At 66.7% G+C, this 24,938-nt stretch carries 20 protein-coding genes; 18 read left to right on the top strand and 2 right to left on the bottom strand.

The window, feature by feature from the left end; translation table 11 throughout:
- Positions 1–404 precede the first annotated feature (404 nt).
- The 7 genes from PLZ73_11050 (at position 405) to PLZ73_11020 (ending at position 9,628) form a co-directional block, all read left to right on the top strand.
- Positions 405–1,865 carry an SLC13 family permease gene (locus PLZ73_11050; GenBank protein ID HOO78410.1) on the top strand — a complete coding sequence of 487 codons (1,461 nt, stop codon included), beginning with the start codon at positions 405–407 and terminating at the stop codon, positions 1,863–1,865.
- Positions 1,866–2,906, top strand: a complete 1,041-nt coding sequence (locus tag PLZ73_11045) for an ABC transporter substrate binding protein (GenBank protein HOO78409.1) — start codon at positions 1,866–1,868, stop codon at positions 2,904–2,906.
- A gap of 145 nt (positions 2,907–3,051) precedes the next feature.
- On the top strand, positions 3,052–3,570 hold the full coding sequence (locus tag PLZ73_11040; protein ID HOO78408.1) for a hypothetical protein: 519 nt from the start codon (positions 3,052–3,054) through the stop codon (positions 3,568–3,570).
- Positions 3,571–3,601: 31 nt separating this feature from the next.
- The gene (locus tag PLZ73_11035) at positions 3,602–4,822 is read left to right on the top strand and encodes a hypothetical protein (GenBank protein HOO78407.1); all 1,221 of its coding nucleotides are present in this window, start codon (positions 3,602–3,604) and stop codon (positions 4,820–4,822) included.
- A gap of 114 nt (positions 4,823–4,936) precedes the next feature.
- A complete protein-coding gene (locus tag PLZ73_11030) occupies positions 4,937–6,844 on the top strand; it encodes a sigma 54-interacting transcriptional regulator (protein HOO78406.1) in 1,908 nt (635 codons plus the stop codon).
- Positions 6,834–8,708 carry a protein kinase gene (locus PLZ73_11025; protein ID HOO78405.1) on the top strand — a complete coding sequence of 625 codons (1,875 nt, stop codon included), beginning with the start codon at positions 6,834–6,836 and terminating at the stop codon, positions 8,706–8,708. The genes PLZ73_11030 and PLZ73_11025 overlap by 11 nt, the downstream gene beginning before the upstream one ends.
- A 53-nt stretch (positions 8,709–8,761) precedes the next feature.
- Positions 8,762–9,628: a hypothetical protein gene (locus PLZ73_11020; protein ID HOO78404.1), complete on the top strand. Its 867-nt coding sequence runs from the start codon at positions 8,762–8,764 to the stop codon at positions 9,626–9,628.
- Here the strand turns inward: PLZ73_11020 and PLZ73_11015 are convergent.
- Positions 9,600–10,088: a hypothetical protein gene (locus tag PLZ73_11015; protein HOO78403.1), complete on the bottom strand. Its 489-nt coding sequence runs from the start codon at positions 10,086–10,088 to the stop codon at positions 9,600–9,602. The two genes, PLZ73_11020 and PLZ73_11015, sit on opposite strands and share 29 nt — an antisense overlap.
- A 420-nt stretch (positions 10,089–10,508) precedes the next feature.
- Between PLZ73_11015 and PLZ73_11010 the strand changes: the two genes are divergently transcribed.
- The 3 genes from PLZ73_11010 to PLZ73_11000 all read left to right on the top strand — a co-directional run bounded on the left by PLZ73_11010 (position 10,509) and on the right by PLZ73_11000 (position 14,231).
- Positions 10,509–11,138, top strand: coding sequence for a lamin tail domain-containing protein (locus PLZ73_11010; protein ID HOO78402.1), 630 nt, complete (start codon positions 10,509–10,511; stop codon positions 11,136–11,138).
- 60 nt (positions 11,139–11,198) lie between these two features.
- The gene (locus PLZ73_11005; GenBank protein ID HOO78401.1) at positions 11,199–11,573 is read left to right on the top strand and encodes a hypothetical protein; all 375 of its coding nucleotides are present in this window, start codon (positions 11,199–11,201) and stop codon (positions 11,571–11,573) included.
- 216 nt (positions 11,574–11,789) lie between these two features.
- Positions 11,790–14,231: a M6 family metalloprotease domain-containing protein gene (locus PLZ73_11000; protein ID HOO78400.1), complete on the top strand. Its 2,442-nt coding sequence runs from the start codon at positions 11,790–11,792 to the stop codon at positions 14,229–14,231.
- Between the two features lie 12 nt (positions 14,232–14,243).
- On the opposite strand, the gene PLZ73_10995 is transcribed toward PLZ73_11000, so the two are convergent.
- Positions 14,244–15,062, bottom strand: coding sequence for an alpha/beta hydrolase (locus tag PLZ73_10995; GenBank protein ID HOO78399.1), 819 nt, complete (start codon positions 15,060–15,062; stop codon positions 14,244–14,246).
- 205 nt (positions 15,063–15,267) lie between these two features.
- Here PLZ73_10995 and rmuC point away from each other — a divergent pair, with 205 nt between their 5' ends.
- The 8 genes from rmuC to PLZ73_10955 all read left to right on the top strand — a co-directional run bounded on the left by rmuC (position 15,268) and on the right by PLZ73_10955 (position 24,602).
- Positions 15,268–16,563 (top strand): DNA recombination protein RmuC, encoded by a 1,296-nt coding sequence (rmuC, locus tag PLZ73_10990; GenBank protein ID HOO78398.1) that lies wholly within the window; start codon positions 15,268–15,270, stop codon positions 16,561–16,563.
- Between the two features lie 31 nt (positions 16,564–16,594).
- Positions 16,595–17,689, top strand: coding sequence for a glycine cleavage system aminomethyltransferase GcvT (gene gcvT, locus PLZ73_10985; GenBank protein ID HOO78397.1), 1,095 nt, complete (start codon positions 16,595–16,597; stop codon positions 17,687–17,689).
- A 36-nt stretch (positions 17,690–17,725) separates the two neighbouring features.
- A complete protein-coding gene (gcvH, locus tag PLZ73_10980) occupies positions 17,726–18,100 on the top strand; it encodes a glycine cleavage system protein GcvH (GenBank protein HOO78396.1) in 375 nt (124 codons plus the stop codon).
- A 9-nt stretch (positions 18,101–18,109) separates the two neighbouring features.
- Positions 18,110–19,444, top strand: a complete 1,335-nt coding sequence (gcvPA, locus tag PLZ73_10975) for an aminomethyl-transferring glycine dehydrogenase subunit GcvPA (GenBank protein ID HOO78395.1) — start codon at positions 18,110–18,112, stop codon at positions 19,442–19,444.
- The gene (gene gcvPB, locus PLZ73_10970; protein ID HOO78394.1) at positions 19,441–20,892 is read left to right on the top strand and encodes an aminomethyl-transferring glycine dehydrogenase subunit GcvPB; all 1,452 of its coding nucleotides are present in this window, start codon (positions 19,441–19,443) and stop codon (positions 20,890–20,892) included. The genes gcvPA and gcvPB overlap by 4 nt, the downstream gene beginning before the upstream one ends.
- On the top strand, positions 20,870–21,622 hold the full coding sequence (locus PLZ73_10965) for a lipoate--protein ligase family protein (GenBank protein HOO78393.1): 753 nt from the start codon (positions 20,870–20,872) through the stop codon (positions 21,620–21,622). The genes gcvPB and PLZ73_10965 overlap by 23 nt, the downstream gene beginning before the upstream one ends.
- The gene (gene lipA, locus PLZ73_10960) at positions 21,619–22,482 is read left to right on the top strand and encodes a lipoyl synthase (protein ID HOO78392.1); all 864 of its coding nucleotides are present in this window, start codon (positions 21,619–21,621) and stop codon (positions 22,480–22,482) included. The genes PLZ73_10965 and lipA overlap by 4 nt, the downstream gene beginning before the upstream one ends.
- Before the next feature lie 1,043 nt (positions 22,483–23,525).
- Complete coding sequence (locus PLZ73_10955; protein ID HOO78391.1) at positions 23,526–24,602, top strand: hypothetical protein; 1,077 nt, start codon at positions 23,526–23,528, stop codon at positions 24,600–24,602.
- Positions 24,603–24,938 lie beyond the last annotated feature (336 nt).

Raw genomic sequence — 24,938 nt, 5'->3', positions numbered from 1 at the left:
TGAATACTGAATTCTGACTCCTGAATTCTTCCCCCGAACCCCGAACCCTGAACCCGCTCCCCTTCCCCCAATCAGAGTTAATCAGAGAAATCAGGTGCAGAAATCTCCAGAGGCCGAGGCGGTGGAGTATTTCTCTATGCACTATGCTCCATGCTCTCTGCTCCCCTCCCGGGTCCGCGGCGGGGGGCTACTGAATACTGAATTCTGACTCCTGAATTCTTCCCCCGAACCCCGAACCCTGAACCCTCTTTCTTCCCCCCCCATTTCGGTGGCTGCCGCGCTCCCCGACGCGTATACTCTTATAACCCGGCGGACGCGCTCCGGCGGCGAGACGCCGCCACGCCGGTGGTGAAATTCATGAAATCGGCCCGCGACAACATCCGCGCGCGGCGGGGGATGCCGGCGTGACCGTCGGGCTCCCGCGTGCTTCCGGTTCTTCTCCCCGCCCGGGACTCCCCCGGGTCCTGGGGCGGTACTGTTGGTCCAACCTGGGCTGGTTCCTCTGCCTGCTCCTCCCCGTGGGAGTCTACCTGGCGGTCCCGGCCGGGTCCTTCAGCTGGGAACAGCGGATCTTCCTCGCCGTCGGCTCCTCGGCCGTGGTCATGTGGATGTTCAGGCTGGTGGCCGAGTACCTGGTCTGCATCTTCATCGTCATCGCCTGCCTCACCCTGAAGATCGTCCCCTCGCAGGTGATCCTGGGCGGGTTCACCTCCCAGACGTTTTTTCTGGCGATGGGGGTGTTCGGGATCGGGGTGATGCTGACCAACTCCGGGCTGCTGGTGCGGCTCACGCTCATGATCCTCTGCTACGTTCCGGCCACGGCCTTCTGGCAGAACCTCGCCCTTTCCCTGGCCGGGGTTCTGGTTACCCCGGTCATCCCTTCCGCCAACGGCCGCCTCGCCCTGGTCGGGCCCATGGTCGAGGAGATGTCCCGGGAGATGGGGTACGGGCCCCGCAGTCCCGGGAGCGCGCGCCTGGCCATGTCGGCGTATTCCAGCTTCGGGCTGATGTCGAACTACTTCCTGACCGGCAAGCCCGTGAACTTCATCCTGTTCGGCCTGCTTTCCAGCCAGGTCCAGACCCGGTTCACCTTCTTCCACTGGATGGTCGCGGCCGCCGTGGCCGGGATCGTCTGTTTCGCCGGCCGCTTCCTGCTGGCGGGGGCGCTCTACCGGGAGTCGGGAAAGGTTTGCCTGTCCCGCGCCCGGGTCCGCGCCCGGTTCCGGGAGCTGGGGAAGCTCGGCACCTCGGAATGGATCGCCCTGCTGTCCTCCCTCATCTTCATCGTGGGGGTCTGCACCTACAGCATCCACAAGATCCCCACCGCCTGGATGGCGCTGCTCATACTCTTCCTGGTCCTGTTTTCGGGAGAGTTGAGCCAGGAGGATTTTCGCAAGAAGATCGATTGGACCTTCCTCCTCTTCCTGGCCGGCCTGATCGGGTTCACCCAGGCCTTCATGTACCTGGGCCTGGACCGCCGGGTGGGATCCCTGCTCAGCCTGACCAACGGGCTGATGGCCGACCGCTTCGCTCTCTACATCCTGGTTCTGTCGGCCGAAGTCCTGCTCGTGCGCTTCCTCCTCCCCGCCAACGCCACCGTGGCCCTCTTCTGCGTGGTCCTCCTCCCTCTGGCGGAGGCGAACGGGGTCAACCCCTGGGTGGTCGGTTTCTGCGTCCTGGTTCTGTGCAGCGGCGCCTTTTTCCCCTACCAGTCGACCTTTTACCTTACCCTCTACCACGCCACCGAGGGGAGGCTCTTCACCCACCGCCAGGCCGCGCCCTTCAACGTTCTCGCCAACTTCATCAACGTCGCCGCCCTCCTGGGCAGCGTCTATTTCTGGAAGGTACTGGGCCTGCTGCAATAAATGACCGCGTCGTCGAAAAACAGCACCAGGTCCTGCCGGAACCGCGGGGTGCTCCCCTATATTTTCGGGATCGGCTTCCTGCTCCTGGTGGCGTACGTCACTTCGCACCGCCAGCGGGTGCTGATCGTGCTCAGCTACCACCCCGAGTTCTCCTGGGAAAAGGAGATCGCCGACGAACTGGAGAAGAAACTGTCCACCTCCACCGTCGACGTCCGCCTCCATTACATGGACACCAAGCGTCACCCCTCCCCGGAGTTCAAGGAAGCGGCCGGGAAAGAGGTCGAAAAGATCGTGGAATCGTGGGACCCGGACGTGCTGGTCACGGTCGACGACAACGCCCAGGAGTACGTGGGGCGCGACTATGCGGGGCGCTCGCGCCCCAGCGTGGTATTCTGCGGGGTCAACGCCTCCCCCGAGCGCTACGGTTACGTCGGCAGCCCCAACGTCACCGGGATCCTGGAGCGGATCTCGCCCTCCATCCTCATCGACGTCATCCCGTACTGCTTCCCCGGGGCGAAACGGTTCATGCACTTGAGCGACTCCTCCTTCACCTCTTCCCTGATGCAGGAAGAGTTCCGGGAGTACGACTGGTCGCCCCTGGCCTGCACCCGCGAGGTGATGGTCGGCGATTTCGAGAGTTGGAAGAAGGAGGTGGCCGGCGCCGACCGGTGGGCCGACGTCATCCTCTACACCCATTACCACACGCTCCGCCGGTCTCCCGGCTCCGACGAGATCGTACCCCCCGGGGAGGTCATGAGCTGGACCATCGCCAACAGCCCCGTCCCCGAGATCGGCAGTTTCGGGTTCATGGTCAGGGACGGGGGGATGATGGCGATCGCCGTCTCCTCCCGGGAACAGGCCGACGTGGCCGCCGACTACGCCCGCCGACTGCTGGCCGGGGAACCGATCGCCGATCTCCCCATCGTTTCTACCACGGTGTATTCGGTCTTCCTCAACAAGGCCAGGTTGGCGGAAGCCGGGGTCCGGATGCGCGAGATCTACACGCTTCTCGCCGAAACCGCCGGGAACGTGGTCGAGTAATCCCGCGGTCCGCGTGCCCTTCCCGACGTTCCTCCCGCCCCTCTTCGGCTCCTTTCGAAAAAATCCGGAACGAAATCCCTCCTCGTCCGACCAACTGAATAGAGAGAGGAAACGGGCCGGGGGCCCATAACCAAGGAGGGAGACGATGGAGCGGATAACCGTGACTTTCCGGGTAGGCGACTGCGAGGTGGCCGTGGAGGCGCGCCCGGAGGAAGGGCAGGGGCTCAACGATTGCCTGAAACCGATCATGAAGGAGATCGCCGCCCTCGACGTTCCCGGCAAAGCGACCGCCGCCCAGTACCGGCTCTTCTGGGCCCGGGCCCGCGAGGCGGGCATGGAGAAGGACGCGGCCCGGGAACTGCTCGGGCGCCGCTTCGGCTCCGCCGAGCGCCGCGACCTGGTGGGGGTGGTGAAGCGGGAGGAATTTTCGGCCTGTCTCGACGAACTCGCCGGCTCGTCCGCCCCGGCCCCGGAGGGGGAAGGGGGGACGGCCACCGAAGGCCAGGTCCGGTCGTTGTGGGCCAAGGCCCTGGGGAAGGGCTGGAGCAGAGAGCAGGTCCGGGAGTTTCTTTCCCGGAAGATCGGCGTCAGCCGCGACGATGAGATCGTGGGGAGGATCGACGCCGGAGAGTTCTCCCGGTTGATCGAGGAACTGGCGGGCTGAACGCCGCCGCCGCCGGAAGGAGGGGAAACCCGTGAAGATCGCAGCCGTTTTCGGGCCGGTCGTCGTCGCCGCCGCCGTGATCGCGCCGCCGGGTCCGCCCGCAGAGGCGCCGTTCCGGGTGTTCCCCGGGGCGGCGGGGGAAGGGGCGGCGCCGGGCGCCCTGCGTTTGAGCGCCGCCCGCAACGAATTCGAATGTTTCCGCCTCCTTCCGGCGGCGCCGGTGGAACTCGGCGTTCGTTGTTCGCCGTTTTTCGGGGGGGACGGTTCCGTCTCTCCCCTGGCGCTTTCGTGCTACTCGATGGGACAGGGCGGTCGGCTCGATCCTCTCCCCGGGGCCCGGGAAGGGGGGCGGCGCGTCTACCGGACCGCGGTCCGCGGGCCCGGCGAAGGCCTTCTCTTCGAAATCTTCGTTCCCCCGGGCACCGCGCCGGGAACCTACCGGGCGGTGCTGGCCGCTTCGGCGGGAGGACGCTGCCGCCGGTTCTCCTGCCGGGTGCGGGTATGGGATTTTTCCCTGGAGTCGACGCCCCCTTTCCCCGTTTTTTTCCCGCTTCCGGGCGGCCCGTCCGCGTTTGCCGGGCTTCGTGATGAAGGGGAGAAGGAGCTGCAGTCGCTTCTGGACGCGGTCCTGGCGCACCGCCTGACGGTGGCGGATTTCACGGCGGCGGCGCCCGACTTTCACGGGTCCCCGGTCGACTGGGAAGAGTTCGAGCGGCGGTGGGGCCCCTACCTGTACGGGCGCGATTATCCCGGGGGCCTGCGCCGGGCCCGTCTGACCGCCGCCGTGTTTCCGCGGGCCGCGGACCGGCGCCTGCGCCGGGAGATGACGGAGGAGTTCCGGGACCGGGGTTGGCCCGATCCCGTCGATTATCCCCCCGCGGACGGGGAAAGCCCGCTTCCGGGCGCCTCCGTGTCCGTCTTTTCGTCCTATGGGCTCTGGGGAAGATACGCGGAAGAGGGGATGGTCCGGTTGGAGCGGGGCGACTGCCGGGGCGCGGTCGTCGCGGCCGGCGGCGGTTTCCGGGTCGGAGCCGTCCTCAAGGATCTGCGGGACCGGGTAGAGGAGATGCAGTATCTGGAACGGTTGCGCCGGACCCGCGGCCCGCGCCCGGCGGCGGCGGTCGTGGCCGCCGCCCGCACAGCGCGTTGGCGCCCGGGCGTATGCCGGGAACTGCGTTTCCGGGTCGGCCGCCTGCTCTCCGCTCCCGGACGTTCCGCCGCCTGGGTCCGGCGAAACGGAGAAGAAGCCTGAACCGGGTTCCCGGGGTCCCCCCGCCTTCCGTTTTTTCGCCTGCCGCGCTCGCGGCATTCGTTTGACCGGGGCTTTTTCAGAGGATATATTTAGCAATGTCCCTGGAGGCGCAGAATGCCGTACCTGACCGTTGTATCCGCGAAGGATAACGCCCGGACCTTCCCGATCGGGACCGGGAGCTTGACCGTCGGTTCCGACCCGGGCTGCGACCTGGTCTTCCCGGGTCTGCACCTGGCCCCGGTCCACGCCCGGATCTGCGCGGAGGGCGGAGCATACACCGTCGCCCGTGCCGTTTCCGACGCCGTGGTCTACCTCAACTATCTGCCGGTCACCGAAAAAGAGCTGGCCGCGGGAGACGAGATCACCCTGGGCCGCTTGTGCCTCCGGTTCGAGGATTCGGCGGAAGAGTCGGCCGCCGCGGTCCGGGACATGGTCAAGATCGTTTCCGAGGATTCGCTCGCCACCACCGTGGAATCCGAGCTTCCCTCCGCGGAAGCGGAGGAGCCCCCGGAATCCGCCGCCGGCCGGCCCGCGGAATTCCTGGAGGCGCTCTACCGGGTCGGTTCCATCGTCAACGCCATCCACGACCCCGAACGGCTGGTCGACGAGCTGGTCGAACTGCTTTTGGAGGTGACGCGCGCCTCCCGGGCCTGTTTCCTGGTCCCCGCCGGGAAGGGGGAGTTCGTTCCCCGGGCCGCCGCCGGGATCGCGGGGGAGAAGGAAGGGGCCATGCTCATCAGCCGCAGCATCGTGGGGAGGGTGGCCCGGGGGCGCCGCGGGATCCTCTGCTCCAACGCCAGCACCGACGACCGGTTCAAGAACGCCACCAGCATCTCCCTGGGCAATATCCGATCGGCCATCTGCGTTCCGGTCTCCTGGAAGGAAGACGATCTGGGCATCCTCTATCTCGACGCCCGCGGGTTCACCCGGGATTTTATCTCCTTTTCCGAAGCCGACCTCCGCCTGGTCCGGGCGATCGCCGATCAGGCCGCCCTGGCCCTGGCCAACGCCCGCCGCGAAAACGACCTGGTCCGGGAGAACACCACCCTCCGCCGGCGCCAGCAGCAGCTCCAGTTCGGAATGGTTTCGGCCAGTCCCCGCATGAACCAGGTACTCGACGTCATCAGCCGGGCGGCGCCGACCGCGGCCACCGTTCTCATCCGGGGCGAGACCGGGACCGGGAAAGAAGTGGTGGCCCGGGCCATTCATTTCAACAGCCCCCGGGCGGACCGCCCCCTGGTTACGGTCAACTGCGCCGCCTTTCCCGAAACCCTCCTTCAGAGCGAGCTTTTCGGTCACGAGAAAGGCGCTTTCACCGGGGCGGCCGGCCGCAAGATCGGCAAATTCGAACTGGCCCAGGGAGGGACCGTTTTCCTCGACGAGATCGCCGAACTCGACCCCAAGAGCCAGGTCGTGCTGCTGCGGATTCTCGAATCCCGGATCCTGCAGCGCCTGGGAGGGAACGAGGACATCCCCGTCGACGTCCGCGTGATCGCCGCCACCAACCGCGACCTGGGCCGGGCGATCGAAGATGGGGATTTCCGCGAAGACCTCTACTACCGCCTCAAGGTCCTCGAACTCTTCGTTCCGCCCCTGCGCGAACGCCGGGAAGACATCGGGCCCCTGGTCGATTACTACCTGGAGGTTTTCGCCCGGGAGGGCCTGCGCCAGGTGGAGGGGGTCGACCCCGGGGCCTTGGCGGTGTTGGAGGGCTATTCCTGGCCGGGCAACGTCCGGGAGCTCAAGAACGCGCTCGAGCGGGTCCTGGTCCTGGGATCTTCCTCCCGGGTCGTCGAATCCGACCTGGAGTTCATCGGCGCCCGCGGCCGGCAGGGGGACTCCTCCGCTTCGGCCTCGTCTCCTCCCGGCGCCTCGATCCGGGAAATGGAGAAGGACCATATCCTCCAGGTCCTGGAAGAGTGCGGGGGGAGCCGGAAGGCGGCGGCCGAAAAACTCGGCATCAACCGCTCCACCCTTCACCGCAAGCTGAAAACCTACGGGATCGGCGAGAGTGATCGGTAAGAGCCTCGGAACCTACCAGCTGCAATCGGAGCTGGGCCGGGGGGGGATGGGGGTGGTCTACCTGGCCTACGACCGATCCCTCCAGCGTCAGGTCGCGCTCAAGGTGCTCCCCCTTCACCTCTGCGGCCACCCCGACGTCGTCGCCCGTTTTTTGAAGGAAGCCCGCGCCGCCGCCCGCCTCAGCCACCCCGGGATCGTGGAGATCTACACCATCGGCTGCGAGGAAGGGGTTCATTTCTTCGCCATGGAACTGCTGACCGGGTCCTCCCTGGAGGCGATCCTGGAGAAGGAGGGGGCGCTGTCCCCGGACAAGGCCCTGCGGATCGCCCTGCGGGTGGCGGAAGCGCTCGACCACGCCCACCGCAAAGGATTCATCCACCGCGACATCAAGCCCAGCAACATCATGATCGACCGGGAGCGGGACCTGGTCAAGGTGACCGATTTCGGGATCGCCAAGGCCCTGGAGAGCGGAACCCAGGCCACCGCTTCCGAGGTCAGGCTGGGGACCCCCCGCTACATGTCCCCCGAGCAGGTCCGCGGGGAGACCCTCGACCCCCGGTCCGATGTTTTTTCCCTGGGGGTGGTTCTCTTCCAGATGCTGACCGGCCGCGGCCCCTTCGGAGGCGATTCGTTCCTGGTAGTGATGCGCAACATCCTCGAGCGCGAACCTGAGTTTCTCCCCCAGGACGAAGCCGCCGTTCCGGCCGGGGTCCGGGAAGTCGTCGGGAAAGCCATGGTCAAAAACCCCGAGGAACGCTTCCGGTCGGCGGGGGAGCTGGCCCGGGAACTGAGACGGCTTCTGGGAGAGGAAGCCCCCCGCGCCCGCCGCGGACCGCGCTGGTGGCCGCTGGCGTTGCTGCTGGCGGCGGCGGCCGCCGCCGCCGTGGGTCTGCTGCGGTTCCGGGGTTCCGAGCCCGAAGCGGTCCCCCTTCCCGAACCGGTCCCCGCGCCCCTCCCCGCGCCGTCCGCCCCCCCTCCGACTCCGGTCGCGGGGGAGGAGGAGTTTGCCGCTCTCCTCGAGTTTCTGCGCTCGCACCCGGACGGCCTGGAAGAAGGCGCTTCCCGCTGCCGGGAGTTTCTGGCGGCTTACCCGGATTCTCCCCGGGCCGAGGCCGTGCGCGCGGAAGCCGCCCGCCTGGACGCCGCCCGGGCCGAGCGGGAACTGCGCTTCCGGGAGCTGATGGACGAGGGCAACGGCTTCGCCCGCGCCGGCCGCTGGAAAGAAGCGGGCGGCGCCTACGCCCGCGCCGGGGAGTTCGACGCCGGCGGCGAGGCCGAGGCCGCCGGCCGCGAAGCCCGGTTTCAAGGCCTGCTGGCATCCGCCCGCTCCGCCCCCGATCCGGCCGCGGCGGTCGCTCTCTGCCGGCAGGCGCTGGAGATCTTCCCCGACCGGCCCGAGGCCGGAGCCGAGTTGGAAAAGCAGCAGGAGCGGCTGGACCGGGCCGCCGCGGCCCGGCGGGACCTGGAGAACGGCCGCAGTCTGCTGCGCCAGGGCCGGGTCCGGGAAGCGGCGGCGGCGCTTTCTTCGGCGGTCGAACTCGACCCGGAAGGGAACGAGGCCCGCGCCCTGCTCGAGGACGCCCGCGCCCGCCTCCCCGGCTTTATCCTGGTATCGGTGACCCCGGCGGAAGCCGAGGTTTACCTGGACGGGACCTACCGGGGCCGGGGAACGGTCCTGGAGCGGATCGAGGCCGCCCCCGGGCTGCATGCGGTCAGGGTGGTCCACCCCGGCTACCGTCCCTACTCCGGGGAGGTCACCGTCGCTCCGGAGCGGGAGAGCGCCTTGCGGATCGGCCTGAGCCCCTTGCCCACTCCGGTCCCCCGCAACGAACGCAAGGCCCCGCTTCCCGTCAATATATTTTAACGGTATGATAAAAATTCGACCGACAGACCGGATCCCGGCATAAGGAGAAAGCCATGGACAAGTTCGTGATCTCGTTTTGGTTGGTTTCGGGGCTGTGCTTTCTCGGCGCCGCCGCGCCGGCCCAGGAGGAACCCGCCCCGGCACCCCTCGAACCGTACGCCTATCCGACCATGGATGCGGCGGCGGTGCCGTCGTCCATCGTCTTTACCGTGGGGGGAAAGGCCTGGTTTTCCCACATTTACCGGGACGATTATCACGCCGGCAACCTCGACATGTACGGTGGCGAAGTCAACGTCGAGTTCTCGGAACGGTTCGGCGTGGGCGTCACCTGCCTCTACGGGGACGGCTACCTCTCCCGCGGCCAGCGCGACGTCAACCGCCTCGACCTCGATCTCGCCCTCAAATACCATATCTGTTCCTGGCTCACCGGCTACCTGGACTACAAGCGCATCGATTACGACTACGTCATCCCCGGCCTCATCCCCAACTCGGAGGTCAAATACCAGGAGAAACTCAACGGCGTGGGCGCGGGTCTGGCCGTCGCCGTCCCCGTCTTCGACACCGGCCTCTTCGTCTACGCCGGGGGCGGGTTCATGCCCTTCATCTCGTTCTTCAACTTCGACCCCCTCACCGACAGCGTGGAAGCGGACATGGACTACCTCTATAACGTGGAGGGCGGGGTCGGGTACGTTTACTCCAGCAAGTACGTCGACGTTCTCTTCACGGTGGGCTGGCGCCTGCAGTCCCAGCGGATGATCCTCTACGAGGCCCACCAACCCATCACCGAGGACAAGACCGGCAAGGATACGGTGAAATCCGTTTCCGCTGCGGAGGAGGATCCCCCGGCCCCCGTCCGGGATACGATCTACACCGACACCAACCAGGACGGGGTCATCGCGGCTCTGCGGATAAGCTGGTAGCCGCCCGTTCCCCCCGGGGCAGGGCCAGCTCCAGGACCGAGATCAGGTAGTAGAGATCCGGGATGAAGAGCCCGGCGCCGACGCGCTCGAAGAGGTCGTCCCCGCAGCCGAAGACCATCCTGGTTCCCGGAAAGGGGGCCATCCCCCACCGTCGGGGTTTTTCGATCAGGGCCTTCAGGTAGAGCTGCCCCCTGCGGTCGAGCAGCTCCACCCGGTCGAGGAAGCGGGTCCCGCGGCCGTCGACCGGCAGGCGGCGTTCGACCCGGGCGCCGCAATCGAAATGGATCAGGGGAGCGCCCGGTTCGCTGCCGAGGTCGTGAATCAAACGGACCAGGCGCGAGCGCAGGGAAGCGCTCTCTCCGCGGATCAGGATGGGGGACCGGCTCGCGGCCGCCCTGATCACCTCGGGAAAGCCCGTTTCCAGGTACGCTATCAGAAGATCCGGTTCCTTGTCGCTCATCGGTTTCACCATCCGGTCGAGTCCGCCTCCCTGCGCTCCGTTTGCGCAAGTTTCATACCAAAGATCCCGCGCTCCATCCCGGCGGAGCCGGGCGGGCTGTAACGCCAACGGGGACACGAGATTTCGACGATCGATGTTTCGTGTCCTCTCGGGTTCGACCTGTTGCAGCTTGGGGCGGCCGGTGGCGAAATGCGACAGCGTGCTTCTGAGGATTCGTTCCGGCAGACGACGACGATCGTATCGCAGTCTATTGCATATCAACCGACAGCAACATATTTCGGAAAATGCGGAAGGTTTGGAACGGGACTTGCGTATTTCGGCGCAGGACAGAAAGCAACGCCTGCCGCGGGCGAGGAGGTGAGCGAGAGCCGGGCAGGGCCCATAACCGAAACCAGCATAATAGATGGAGCAGCGATACGCATGAATATCCGTAAAAGCATGATTCTGACGGCGGCCCTCTCCCTGGCCTTCCTCAGCGTTCTTCCCGGTCTCATGGCCCAGATCACCATCCGCCCCATGTTCTGCCCGGTGCGTCTGAACGAGATCGGCCCCAACCCGGGCAGCGGCAACGACGACGGCCGCGAGTTCATCGAACTGTGGAACCGCAGCGACGATTGGGTCGACATCAGTTCCTGGAGAGTGGCCGATTCCTCCTCCAGCGATACCCTGGCCGACTACACCGGGGCGTACGACGTCGGTCTTCCGGGCCTGGAGATCCCCCCCTGGGGATTCGCCGTCATCGTCGAGTCCGACTACAGCGGCTACTACAACGATTACCTGGAGGAATACGCCGGGGTGAACAACTTCATCCTGGTCCGGGTCGACGACAGCCAGATCGGATCCATCCTCAACGACACCGGGGACACCGTGACCGTGACCACGCACTATCCTTCGCCCCTCACCTCCGGCTACCAGAAACTGACGCACACCTACGGCGCCGCGACCGAGGGGGTTTCCATCGAGCGCGACCGTTACGATCAGAATTCCTGGATCGATTCCCCCGACCCCGAGTTCGGCTGCACGCCGGGGGGGATCAATTCCTATCAATAAATAACCCGTAACCCCGGGGGCCCCCGAACGGGGGCCCCCGCCGGCAGGGGAGGCGCGACCATGAAAACGATACCGGCGGCGATACTGGCGGCTTTTCTGCTGGCTGCCTGCGCTCCCTGCTACTATACGGTCCGGGCCGCGCCTCCCCCCCTCTCCGTCGAGGAGATCATCGCCCGCTCCCAAGCGGGAGCCTCCGACGGCGAACTGATCCTGGCGATCGACGAGTCCGGGACCGATCTCCCCCTCAGGACCGCCGACATCCTCGCCCTCAGCCGGGCCGGGGTCGGCCCCGCCGTCATCGACCACCTCATTTCCCTGCGCGAATGGGCCCTGGCCGCGGGCGCGGCGTCGCGGGAACAGACGGGACCACGTCCGGCCGCTCCCGGCTCGCGCGGCGGGTCTTCCCGTTTTCTCGCCCCGGTTTCGATCAACTGATCCCGCGCGGCTCCGAGTCGGACTTTGCCACACTCCCCGGGCATAATGCGCCGCTCCCGCCGGTTCCGTTTTTTCTGCCGGGGCGCCGCCACTGCTGCATAACGGCTTGCGCCGCAGCGATGCACGGCCTTCTCCCCCGGCCTGTCCTCTCATTTGGCATGGAGCATGCTCAGGAAGGGCAACGAGGACAAACCCGTCACCGAGGAGACTGAGACCATGAAGACGAAGAAGAATCGGACGGCAACGGCGGCGGCGATACTGACCGCCTGGTTAGGTTCGGCGGCCGTCGCCTCCGGGGCGGACTTTTCCTCCCCTCAACCCGCGCCCCGCCCGCTCCCGTCGGACGGCCCGGCCCGGATCGTTTTTTCTCCTTCCTACCGGGGCCCGGGCGGACACGATTACCGGACCAACCGGCTCGCCCTCCGGATCCAGGAGCTGAAGGCGGAGAAACTGACGCCGGTTTCGCGCGCCCTGGCCGACGAACTCGAAGTCCGGGTCCCCGTCATCCTGATCGACTATCCCGACGCTCCCGCCACCGTGACCGCCGAGGAGATCGAGGAACGTCTCTTCGGCACGTCCGTTTCCCCCACCATGAGCGAATACTACGCCGAAGTCTCCTACGGTCAGTTCGGCATCGACGGGGACGTCTACGGGCCCTACCGGGTCGGCACCGACTACGCCGCCTACGCCGCCTCCGACCGGGTCGCCTTCATCACCGAAGCCGTTTCCCTGGCCGACGCCGATGTCGACTTCTCCCGCTACGACAGCGACGGGGACGGCTACGTCGACGGGGTGATCGTGGTCGCCAGCGAGTATATCGTGGTTCTCGGCTACGAAGGGGCCCACATGTCGACCATCCCCGACTACGCCACCGACGACGGCGTCGTCGTCAGCGAGTATACCTCCCAGCGCGAAGACGCCTCGGTCGGGATTTTCTGCCACGAATTCGGCCACGTCCTCGGCCTCCCCGACCTCTACGGGTTCGGCAGCGGCCAGGCCATCGGGATCGGGGAGTGGGGGCTGATGGGCTCGGGGACCTCCCTCGATCCGCCTCCCCACTTCTGCGCCTGGAGCAAGATCGAGCTGGGCTGGATCGTCCCCGAGGAGATCACGGAATCGGTCGCGGACCTGGCCGTGCCCCGGGTGGAGGATTCGGCGCAGGCCTTCAAGATCTACATGCGGGGGCTGGAAGGGGAACGCCATATGATCCTCGAAAACCGCCAGAAGACGGGGATGGACGCCGACCTGCCCGGCGCCGGGCTCCTGGTCTGGCAGACGGCCTACCGCGATCCCTCCGATCCCGACACCTCGTTCTACGAAAACCACGTCGTGCTCGCGCCCTCCGAGCGCGGGGAGCCGGGCGAAGCCTACGGGGACGAGCGCGATCCCTACCCGGGTTCGGGCGACGTCCGCGAGTACCACGACCCCGTTTTCGGGATCGAACTCAGCGGGATCAGCGACTCCGACACGGTCATGTACGTCGACGTCGAGGTCCCCGAGAGCATCGACGGCTGGCGGGTACTGGAGAGCGGGGTGGAGAACGACCTCGCCGCCGTGGCCTTCGCGGGGCTGCGGACGGGCTGGGTCGCGGGCGCGGACGGCCTTATCCTCCGTACCGAGGACGGCGGCGAGAGTTGGGAGGAACAGGAGAGCGGCACTTCCGAGGACCTGTCGGAAATCGCCGTCCTCGACACGCTCACCGCCTGGGTGGTGGGGGCGGCCGGGACCGTCCTGCGCACCGCCGACGGGGGCGAAACCTGGGAAACGCAGGACCCGGGGACCGGCGAGGACCTGGCCGCCGTCGCCTTTTCCGACGGTCTCTCCGGCTGGATCCTGGGAGAGGGAGACACCCTCCTGGAAACCGTCGACGGCGGGGAGACATGGAACCCGGTGGAGCTCGACACCGGAGGGGAAGACCTGGCGGACGTCGCCGTGCCCGACGCCGACTCCGGGTTCGTCGCCGGCCGCGGAATGACCGTCTTCTGCAGCAACGACGCCGGTGCGACCTGGGCGGCCTGGACAGAAATCGCCGGCCACCTTCCCGCCTCCACCGAGATCGCGGACCTGCGCTCGCCGGTCGACAACGAACTCTGGCTGGTGGGCAACACCGACCGCGGTTGGCTGATCTGGGTCTTCGAAGGCTACGTCACCTGTTTCTGGGCCGGGGACTACAAGGACCTGGCCGCCTTCGACGCCTGCGGCGGTCTCGGGGTCGCGGCCGGGGAGCGTCTCTATACGCTCACCCTCGACTCCGATCATGGGTTCGGCCTCGATCTTTTCAGCCTCCCCGACATGGCCTCGTCCGGCGACCGCCAGCTCGACGATATGGAGTGGGTCGAGATCGAGGATTGGGCCGACAACCTGGAGTCCGAGCTGGCGGATGTGGACGTGGTCTCGAGCCGGATCGCGTACGTGGTCGGCGAGGACGGTCTCATCCTCAAGCGCGAGGCGCCCTGGGGGCGCCCCGAATTGCATTCCGGGGCCGATTTCGGGTCCCCCGTCTTCGGCCGGGCCCCGCGGTTCACCGAGGAGGAGATCTCGCGGTTCGAAGCCCGCTGGGACCTGGACCTGCGGGCGCGGCCGGTGGAAGAGACCGTGCTTTCCTCGGGGTTCTTCAACGACCCCACCGTCAAGCTGCCGCCCCTGCCTCCGCGCTGAGGCGGCGACGGGTCAGGGCCGCGGCCCGAGCACGCGGTCGAGAAACCGGCCCACCCCGGCGATATAGGGGGGGCCGGTTTCCAGAAAGCCGCTGGCGTGAGGGCCGCCGATCTCCAAAAACTCCTTGGGCTCGGCCGCCGCCGCGTAAAGTTCGCGGCCCAGGGAAAGCGGGATGAGGTTGTCGTCCCGGCTGTGGATGAAAAGCTTGGGGCATTCCGTCCGGGCCGCGTATTCGGCGCCGGGGTAGCGGTATCTGAGCATGAGGCCCACGGGGAGAGCGGGATGAAGCCGTTCGGCCACCTGCCGCAGGGAAGGAAAGGAAGCCTCCACGATCAGGGCCGCCGGCCGCCGGTCCGCGGCCAGGCGCAGGGCGACGGCGCCGCCCAGGGAGCGGCCGAAGACGATGGTGCGGGCCGGGGCGTATGCCAGATCCTCAGTCAGGAGCTTCCAGGCGGCCTGGGCGTCTTCGTAGGTCCCGGCTTCGTCCGGGGTCCCGCTGCTGTTGCCGTAGCCCCGGTAGTCGAAGACCAGCACGTCCAGCCCCAGCCGGCGGTAGACCTCCACGGTGTCGAGGCAGTCCGAGAGGTTGCCGAAGTTGCCGTGGCAGTAGAGCATGGCCCCCCGGGGCCGGTCGGCGGGCACCAGCCAGGCCTGCAGGGTCTCGGCGCCGCTGGAGACGGAGAGGTCCCGGTAGGCCAGGTTCCGGTCGGCCGGGGTCTCTTCCAGCCCGGGCCGGGGGTGGAAAACCTGGCGCTGCTCGTAGACGCGCAGCAGCTTCCAGGCCGCCAGCGCCAGGAGGACGATTGTCGCCAGGATGATCATGGGCTTCATCTTCGGTCCGTCTGCTCCCGTCCGGCCCCGTTTCCGCTTCCGCCTCCCCCCCGCGTCCGGGCGCCGTCTCGCTCCCTGCGAAACCGTATTCTACGGGCAAGGTCCGGTCCGCGAAAGCCCATTATCGGTTTCCCCGCCGCGGTTAACGTTGTTCTTCCCGAAAAACGGGGTGTATACTCGTAACCCGCCGGAAAAGAGGAAGAAGATGCTGATATCGGTGCTGCTGGCAGTCGTCGTCGTGCTGGAGCTGGTCCTGCTGGGGCTGGCCCTGTGGGGCCCGAAGCGCGGTTTCCTGGTCGGAGCCCTCCAGGAGCTGTTCCGCCTGGGACGGGAAGAAGCGCAGAAATCGGCCCGGGACCTTCGCGAGGAAGTGGCCGCCGGCCAGGGCAAAGCGACGGAGACCCTGGTCCGGACCTTGGCCGAGATCGGCGCGGGCCAGAAAGAGCGCCTGGACTCGGTGACGGGCCGGATCGAAGCGCTTTCCCGCGGCAACGAGGAGCGGCTGGAGCGCCTGCGGGAGACCCTGGAAAAGCAGATCCAGGCGCTGCGGGAAGGGAACGAGCAGCGCCTGGAACAGATGCGCCAGACCGTGGACGAAAAACTCCAGGGCACCCTGGAAAAACGGCTGGGCGAGTCGTTCACCCTGGTCACCGAGCAGCTGGACCGGGTCAGCCGGGGGCTGGGCGAGATGCGGACCCTGGCCGGGGACGTGGGCAACCTGCAGAAAGTGCTGACCAACGTCAAGGCCCGGGGGACCTGGGGCGAGGTCCAGTTGGGGGCGATTCTGGAGCAGATGCTCTCCCCCGAGCAGTACGAAGCCAACGTCAGGATCAAGCCGGCCAGCGCCGAGCGGGTAGAGTACGCGGTCCGGCTCCCGGGCCGGGAAGGGGACGCCTGCGTCTATCTTCCCATCGACGCCAAGTTCCCCCAGGAAGATTACCTGAGGCTGGTCGAGGCTTCCGAGCAGGGAGACCCGGACCTGGTGCAGAAGGCATCCGCCGCCCTGGTCGCGGCGGCCCGCAAGGCCGCCCGGGACATCCGGGAGAAGTACGTCGCCCCGCCCCACAGCACCGACTTCGGAATCATGTTTCTTCCGGTGGAGGGGCTGTACGCCGAACTGATCCGCCGCAGCGGATTCGTGGAGGAACTCCAGCGCGATTACCGGGTGGCGATCGCCGGCCCCACCACCCTCGCCGCCCTTCTCAACAGTTTCCAGATGGGGTTCCGGACGTTGGCCATCGAGAAGCGCAGCAGCGAAGTCTGGGAAATCCTGGGCGCGGTCAAGGGGGAGTTCCGCAAATTCGGGGATATCCTGGACAAGGTGAAGAAGAAGCTCAACGAGGCCCACAACACCATCGAGGAGACCGGGGTCAGGACCCGGGCCATCGAACGCAAACTGCGGCAGGTCGAAGAACTCCCCTCGGGCCGGGGGGAAGGGATACTGGATTTGGCCCCGGGTGATGAGGACGAGGGGAACGCCGGGGCGGAGAGCGGGGAGTGATCGCCCGTCGTCCGGGCCCGGGGGGAACAAGGTGACGAACACGGTGGAAGCGCTTCGGAGAACTCCGCTCTACGAGGAGCATCTTCGCCTGGGGGCGCGCATGGGCCCCTTCGGGGGTTGGGAGATGCCGATCTCCTATTCCGGCATCCTCGACGAGCACGGCCACTGCCGCCGGTCGGCGGCCATCTTCGACATCTCCCACATGGGCGAGTTCGAGTTCCGCGGGGACATCGCCGCCGCCGGCATGGAGGCCGCCGTCACGCAGCCCCTGGAGAAAATGGCCCCGGGGAGCTGCCGTTACGGCTTCATCCTCAACCGGGAAGGGGGGATCGTCGACGATCTCATCATCCTCAAGCGCTCCGAGCGCAAGCTGATGCTGGTCGTCAACGCCGCCCCCGCCGCCGGCGATTTCGAGGTTCTGCGGGAACGGCTCCGGGGCGGGGAACTGGAGGACATCTCCGCGGCTACGGCCAAGATCGACCTGCAGGGCCCGCTCTCCCGGGCCGTTGTGGGAGACGTCTTCGGCCGGGAACCGGAGCTTCGCTATTTCCGCTTCCTGGAAACCGCGTTTTCGGGGGAGCGGGTCCTGATCTGCCGGGCCGGATACACCGGGGAACTGGGGTATGAGATCTATTGCCCCCCCGCCGCGGCCCCCTCGATCTGGAGGGCGCTGGCGGCGGACCCCAGGGTCAAGCCCGCCGGCCTGGGGGCGCGCGATATCCTGCGCCTGGAGATGGGCTACAGCCTCTACGGCAGCGACATCGACGCCGCGACCAGCCCGCTCGAAGCCGGGCTGGGGGCGTTTCTCAACTTCGATAAGGAATTCGTGGGCCGCGCCGCCCTGGAGGAAGAAAAGAACCGGGGGCCGCGCCGGGTCAAGGTCGCCTTCACCACCCCCGGCCGCCGGGCCCCGCGGAGCCATTATCGGATCGAAGCGGCCGGCGAACCGGTGGGAACGGTCACCAGCGGAACCTTCTCGCCCATGCTCGGTTGCGGGATCGGAATGGGTTTCGTACGTCCGGGTGCGGAGGGGGAGCCCCTGACCGTCACCGACGGCGCCGCGGTCCGCCTGGAGGTGCGGCCCGTCACCCTCCCGTTTTATTCCGGAGGGTCCTTGAGAACTTGACCCCGCCCGAGCGGGGCAGCCGGAAGGAGACAAGCCATGTCGCGTTATTTCACCAAGGATCACGAGTGGGCCCGGGTCGAGGATGGGGCCTGCGTCATGGGCATCACCGCGTACGCCGCCGACCAATTGGGGGATATAACCTTCATCGAGCTGCCCGAGGTCGGCCGGACGGTCGCCGCCGGGGATCTTCTCTGCGAGGTGGAGTCGGTCAAGGCCGCCAGCGAAATCTTCGCCCCGCTCTCGGGGACGGTCGTCGAAACCAACGGGGTTCTGGCGGAGACCCCGGAACTCCTCAACCGCTCCCCCGAGGAGGAGGCCTGGATCGCGCGCCTGCGGCTCGACGACCCCGCCGAAGCCGAGACCCTGATGGACGAAGCCCGGTACCGCGACTACCTGGCGGGACTGGAGTAGGCCGGCTTCATGGGCTACTGTCCCCACACTCCGGCGGATATACGCCTGATGCTCGACGCCGTGGGCGCGGCTTCCCTGGAGGACCTCTTCGCCGACATCCCGCCGGACCTGCGCTCCGGGCCCCTGAACCTCCCCGCCGCCCTCAGCGAGTTCGAGGTCATGGAACGCCTCCGGGGGATGGCATCGGCCTCGGCCAGGGAGCCGGTTTCGTTTCTCGGTGGGGGGGCTTACGACCATTACGTCCCGGCGGCGGTGGATGCCCTGGCCGGCCGGGCCGAATTCTACACGGCCTACACGCCGTACCAGCCCGAGTGCTCCCAGGGAACGCTGCAGGCCCTCTACGAGTACCAGACGGCGATCTGCCGCCTGACCGGACTGGACGTCGCCAACGCCTCCCTTTACGACGGGGGGACCGCCCTGGCCGAAGCCCTGCTCATGGCCCTGCGCGTGACCCGGCGCTCCCGGGTGGTCCTGGACGGGGCCCTGCCGCCCGCCTACCTCGAAATCGTCCGCACCTATCTGGGCGCGCGCTCCTGCGAAGTGCAGGTCGTGGCGCCCCTCGGCTGTTCCAGCGACGCCGCCGGCCTGGCCTCCCGGCTCGACGGGACTGCGGCGGCGGTGGCGGCCGCAGTCCCCAACTTCTTCGGCTCGGTCGCCGATTTCGGCGCGGTCACGGAAAAAGCCCGCTCCCTCGGGGCCCTGTCGGTAGCCTCGTGCCGCCCCCTGGCCCTGGGCCTGTTCCGTCCGCCGGGGGAAGCGGGGTTCGACGTCGCCTGCGGCGAGGGGCAGTCGCTGGGGAGCCGGCTCAATTTCGGGGGGCCCTATCTCGGCTTTCTGGCCGCCCGCCGCGGCCATGTGCGCGCCCTCCCCGGGAGGATCGCGGGGGCGACCGTCGACGGCGAGGGGCGCCGGGGGTTCGTGCTCACCCTCCAGGCCCGGGAGCAGCACATCCGCCGGCAGCGGGCGACTTCCAACATCTGCACCAACCAGGGGTTGTGCGCCCTGAGGGCCTTGATCTACCTCTGCTGCCTCGGCGCCCGCGGATTCGAGCGCCTGGCCCGCCTCAACTACGACCGGGCCCATTACGCCGCCGCGATCTGGGGGGAGATACCCGGGGTGGAAGTCGCCAACCGGGACCCGTTCTTCAACGAATTCGTTCTCCGGCTCCCGGGTCCGGCGGAAGCGGTCGCGGGCCGCCTGCTCCGGCGGGGAATCGCGGCCGGGATCCCCCTGGGCGCGCTCGATCCCGGCCGGGACCGGGAACTCCTGGTGGCGGTTACGGAAACGGCCTCGCGGGCGGCGATCGAACGCTGTCGCGACGCCCTGGCGGAGGCGGTGAGGTGAAACTGATCTACGAGCAATCGTCGCCTGGCCGCCCGGGGACGGCCCTGCCCGCCGCCGACGTTCCGCCCGCGCCGCTCCCCCCGCCGGAGGTTCTGCGCCTCCGTGCCGCCGCGCTCCCCGAAGTGAGCGAATTTCAGGTGGTGCGGCACTTTACCCGGCTCTCTTCCCTTAATTACTCGCTGGACGCCGACCTCTACCCCCTGGGGTCCTGCACCATGAAGTACAACCCCAAGGCCGCCGAGGCCGCCGCCGCCCTGGAAGGCTTCTGCGGCCTGCACCCCGCCACGGTCCTTCTTCCCGGCGGCGCGGCCCGGGCTGGCGGCGCCCTGCGCCTGATGGCCGGACTCCAGGAGATGCTGGCGGAGATAACGGGGATGGACGCCGTCAGTCTCCAGCCCCTGGCCGGCGCCCAGGGCGAACTGGCCGGTCTGCTCATGGTCCGCGCGTATCACCGCGCCCGCGGCCGCCCCCGGAAGTACGTGATCGTCCCCGACACCGCCCACGGGACCAACCCGGCTTCGGCCGCCCAGGCCGGCTACGAGATCCTGACCGTGCCCACCGGAGCCGACGGCCAGATGGATTACGACGCTTTCCGGGAAGTTCTCGACGAGGAGACGGCGGCGGTGATGATGACCTGTCCCAACACCCTGGGTATCTTCAACACCCGGATCGCCGACATCTGCCGCGCCGCCCGCGCCGCCGGCGCCCTCATGTACTACGACGGCGCCAACCTCAACGCGGTTCTGGGGAGGGTCCGGCCCGGCGACGTCGGGTTCGACGTCGTTCATCTCAACCTGCACAAGACCTTCGGCGCGCCCCATGGGGGAGGGGGGCCCGGTTCCGGACCGGTCTGCGTCAAAGCCCCGCTCGCCCCCTACCTGCCGGTCCCGGTGGTGGAACGCCGGCCCGGCGGAGAAGCCGTTCTCGTCGGGGACCGGCCGGAGTCGATCGGGCGGCTGGCGGCGTATTACGGCAACTTTTCGGTCCTGGTCAAGGCCTACGCCTATATCCTTCTCCTGGGCGGGGAGGGACTGGCGGAGGCGGCGCAGCTGGCGGTTCTGAACGCCAACTACCTTCAGGCCCTGCTGCGCGGCCGCTACGACCTTCCCTACGACCGGACCTGCATGCACGAATGCGTCTTCTCCGCCTCCCGGCAGGAGAAAAACGGCGTCCATGCCCTGGATATCGCCAAGTACCTGATCGAAGCCGGCATTCACCCCCCGACCGTGTACTTTCCCCTGATCGTCAAGGAAGCCATGATGATCGAACCGACCGAGACCGAGACCCGGGAAGCCCTGGACGAATTCGTCCGGGTCATGACCGCCGCCGCCGAGCTGGCCGAAACCGATCCCGGCCGGCTGCGCGCGGCCCCCGTCGGTCTGCGCCGGGGAAGGTTGGACGAGGTCCGGGCCGCGCGGGAACTCGATGTCAACTTCGTCGAAGAGTAACCGTTCCCGGCGCTGGATCTTTTTCGATACCGGCCCCGGTTCCGGTGCCTTCAACATGGAGTTCGACGCGTCCCTCTTCTCCCGGCACCGCCCGGGCGAGACCGCGCCGGTTTTCCGGCTCTACGGCTGGTCCCCCCCCGCGGTTTCCCTGGGCCGGTTCCAGCGCCGGGACGAGGTCGTCGACGCCGGCGGCTGCGCCGCCGCCGGGGTGGAGGTGGTGAGGCGGATCACCGGGGGAGGGGCCATCCTCCACGGGGAGGAACTCACCTACAGCCTGGTCTGCGGGGACGGGGACCTGGGGGCGCGGGGGGTGAAGGAATCCTACCGCCGGATCTGCGGGTTTCTTCTGCGCGCCTACCGGGAACTGGGCCTCGACCCCGTCTACGCCGTCGACGCCGGGCCCGCGGTCCCGGCTGTGGGGAAAGCGACCCCGATCTGTTTCGCCGGCAACGAACCGTTCGACATCCGGGTCGGGGGCCGCAAGATCGGCGGTAACGCCCAGCGCCGCCGCCGCGGGGTCGTTTTTCAGCACGGCTCCATCCCCCTGCGGTTCGACCCCGAACTCTTCAGCCGCTGCTTCCGCGCTCCGCTCCCCGCGGCCAACGCCGCCGGCCTCCGGGAACTTCTCCCGGGGTTGAAGCCGGAGGACCTGAAGACGGCGGTCGTCCGCGCCTTCGCCGGGCATTTCGGGGTCGACCTGGTCGAGCCGCCGCCGGAAAGCCGCCGGTGAAGAAGAAGATCAGTCTCAGGGTCAACGACGAGGTCCGGAGCCTGCTGGGGGGGCTGAAGCTGCGGACCATCTGCACCGAGGCCCTCTGCCCCAACATATCCGAATGCTTCGCCCTCCGCCGAGCCACCTTCCTCGTCCTCGGCTCCGTCTGCACCCGGGACTGCGGCTTCTGCAACGTCGCCCACGGCCGCCCCGCCCCCCCCGATCCCGGCGAGCCGGAACGGGTGGCCGAGGCCTGCCGGCGCCTGGGCCTGCGCCACGCGGTCGTCACCAGTCCCACCCGGGACGACCTTCCCGACGGCGGCGCCTTCGCCTTCGTCCGCACGGTCTCGGCCGTGCGGCAGCTCGCTCCCGCCCCTACCGTCGAGGTCCTGATCCCGGATTTCGGGGGCGACCGCGCCGCCCTGGCTGCGGTCGCCGCCGCCGGGCCCGACGTGATCGCCCACAACCTGGAAACCGTGGAGCGGCTCTACCCGGCCCGGAACCGGGGTCCGGGTCCCGGGGCCGACTACCGCCGCTCCCTGGCCGTGCTGGCGGCGCTCCGGGAGCTGGCCCCGGGGTTGAAAACCAAATCCGGCCTGATGCTGGGATTGGGAGAGCGGGAGGAGGAGGTCCGGGAGACGTTCGCCGACCTCCGTGCGGCGGGGTGTTCCTTCCTCAGCCTCGGCCAGTACCTGCCGCCCACCCGCCGCCATCTGCCCCAGCGCCGCCGCTACGCCCAGGCCGATTTCGACCGCCTCCGGGAGGAGGCCCTGGCCCTGGGGTTCGCCCACGTCGAAAGCGGGCCGTTCGTCCGCAGTTCCTACCGCGCCGGCGACTACCTCGACGGCGAAAACGATACCCGCCATGTAGGCATGTAGAAAGCAAAGAGCATGGAGCATAGTGCATAGAGAAAACCCCCTCCGCCGCGGACCCGGAGATTTCTGCACCTGATTTCTCTGATTAACTCTGATTGGGGGAGGAATTCAGGGTTCAGGGAGAACCCACCACCTCGGCCACGGAAGCAGTCCACGGACCTGCCTGCCGGCAGGCAGGTTACACAGATTGGGGGAGCAGAGGGGACGGGATATTCGAGGTCATTGTGAAGAGTCCCGCGTTTCGCGGGACGACGAAGCAATCTCGGGATGGGCAAAGAGAGGGATTGAACCACAGGACACAGAGGGTTTGGGGAGAGTTGAATACCGGTTGAAAATGTCGCTCGGCCAACAATGGGAGCCATAGCCGTTTCCCAATCTGCGTAATCTTGGTTTGACCATGAAGGACATGAAGATCATGAAGGGGGAGAGATATGTTTACCCCGGCCGCGGAGGAACAAAAGATACGAAATTGTCGGAAAATTCCCCTCTTTTTTCAACCGTTGAGCGCTTTTTCGGACATTTGTCCGAAAAAGCGCTCTGCCCTATACTCTATGTTCCATGCTCTCTGTTTTCTTCTCGTCATGTTCTTCATGATAAAATCCCAGCGGACCCGAGCCTGAATATTTGGTGGTGGGTTCTCTATGTCCCGTGCTTCCCGATCTTTGTTGATCGGGTGTAGAATCCGAATTTATAATAAAATTTACTGTCTTCGGGGTTGGGTCCTTGTTTTAGTTAAATGGTTCTGAAAAAAACAAAAAAAATGTTTGACTTCTCTGGAAAAAAGAGATGAAAATTAAATCAGGGGAAGCATACTGAAGTTAATGTAAGCTCTATAGTCGGTTGAAAACACCGAAAGCATTAGGGAGATTGACGGTTAAGCCGGATGGGAAGAGACCATCCGGCTTTTTTTCTTCGTCGGGCATCGGCGCTGAATGTCTCACTCCAAAAACGTCTCGTGAATTATCGTTTCTATGGGAGCCGGGACAGCAATGGAAGCAACACTACACAAGGACATGGTGATGCATATTTTTACCAAAGGAGATGCCATGAAAGGGTTAATGACGGCGGCAATCCTGGGGTTTTTGTTTTGTTACGGGCTCGATTACAGTCTGGGTGCCGACTTCGACGGCGATGGGAAGGACGACATAGCGGTCTTCAATCCGGTCAGCGGCCGGTGGCTGGTCCGCGGAGTTACGCGGGTTTACTTCGGCAAGAACGGAGACCTGAACGCCGTGGGCGACTACGACGGCGACGGCGTGGCCGATATCGGTATTTACCGTTCTTCGTCGGGGTTGTGGAATATCCGGGGGTTGACGCGTGCCTACTACGGCGGTTCGGGGGACTCGCCCGTTTCGGGGGGCGGGGCCAAGTACGGCCGGGACTATGTTCGGGTCGACGAAGGCACCGGCACCTTGAGTTTGTTGCCGGGCGTGACTTCCGGGTCGTTGATGGTGGGACCGGAAGGGGAAGCGGTCGATGTCCGCTTCAATTCCTCACTGCAGCTTGGGGATTATTGGTATTGCCGTTTGCTTTGGAAGGCCGACCGGGGCGCACTCTATGCCGGTTACCCCGACGCCTCTGATTTTACCGGAGATGAATTGGGTATGGCGTCTCTGACGGTCGGCGACCGCTCGCAAGCGACCGGGTATTGTTCGATGGCGGTGGGAGAGCATATTTCCTCGTCGGGAACAGGCAGCGCGGCGTCGGGATCGTATTCGGCGGCCATAGGCGATTATTCACTGGCCATGGGGGAATGGGCTCGGTCTGCGAATGACAATTCGGTCGCAATCGGACAATGGGTTTGGGCGGCCGCGGACAACGCCTTCGTTATCGGCAAAGGATTGCTGACGGAACCGGACACATTCCTGGAATTGTATAATTCTTATCCGGATTCCCTGATGGTGGGATTCAACACCACGACGGCACCTGCCCTGTTCGTCGACGAGACCGGGGTAGGGATCGACATGGTCGGCCCGGTCCGCTCCCTCCACGTCGGCGACGTCATGCGTCTGGAGCCGCTGGACGCTCCTCCGGACGACCCGGGCAAGGGCGATCTCTACTTCGACGACGGCACCAACAAGCTTCGTTGCTACGACGGCACCGCCTGGCAGGACTGTTTTTAGGAGGAAAGGGTTCAGAGTTCGGGGTTCCCGAACCCCGAACCCCGAACCCTGTATTCTTCCCCCAATCAGAGTAATCAGGTGCAGAAATCTCTAGGAGCCGAGGTCGGGGGCTACTGAATTCCGACTCCTGGATTCTGTCTCTATGCTCCATGCCCTATGCTCTATGCTTTTCACAGGTGCAGAAATCTCCAGGGGCCGTGGCGGTGTTTTTTTCGCCATGCTCTATGCTCCATGCTCTCTGCTTCTCTCCCCTGAACCCTAGGAGGCCGCGGTACAGGGGTTTCCCTCTCCGCCCCTCCCTTCCCGCTTGCGGGGCGGGCGCCCCTGCGCTAGCCT

The organism is bacterium (genome assembly GCA_035380285.1).
In the GTDB taxonomy this organism is placed as follows: domain Bacteria; phylum Auribacterota; class Erginobacteria; order Erginobacterales; family DAOSXE01; genus DAOSXE01.
Note: the sequence above shows the minus strand (reverse complement) of the source record. Positions and strands in the feature narration are given on the sequence as shown.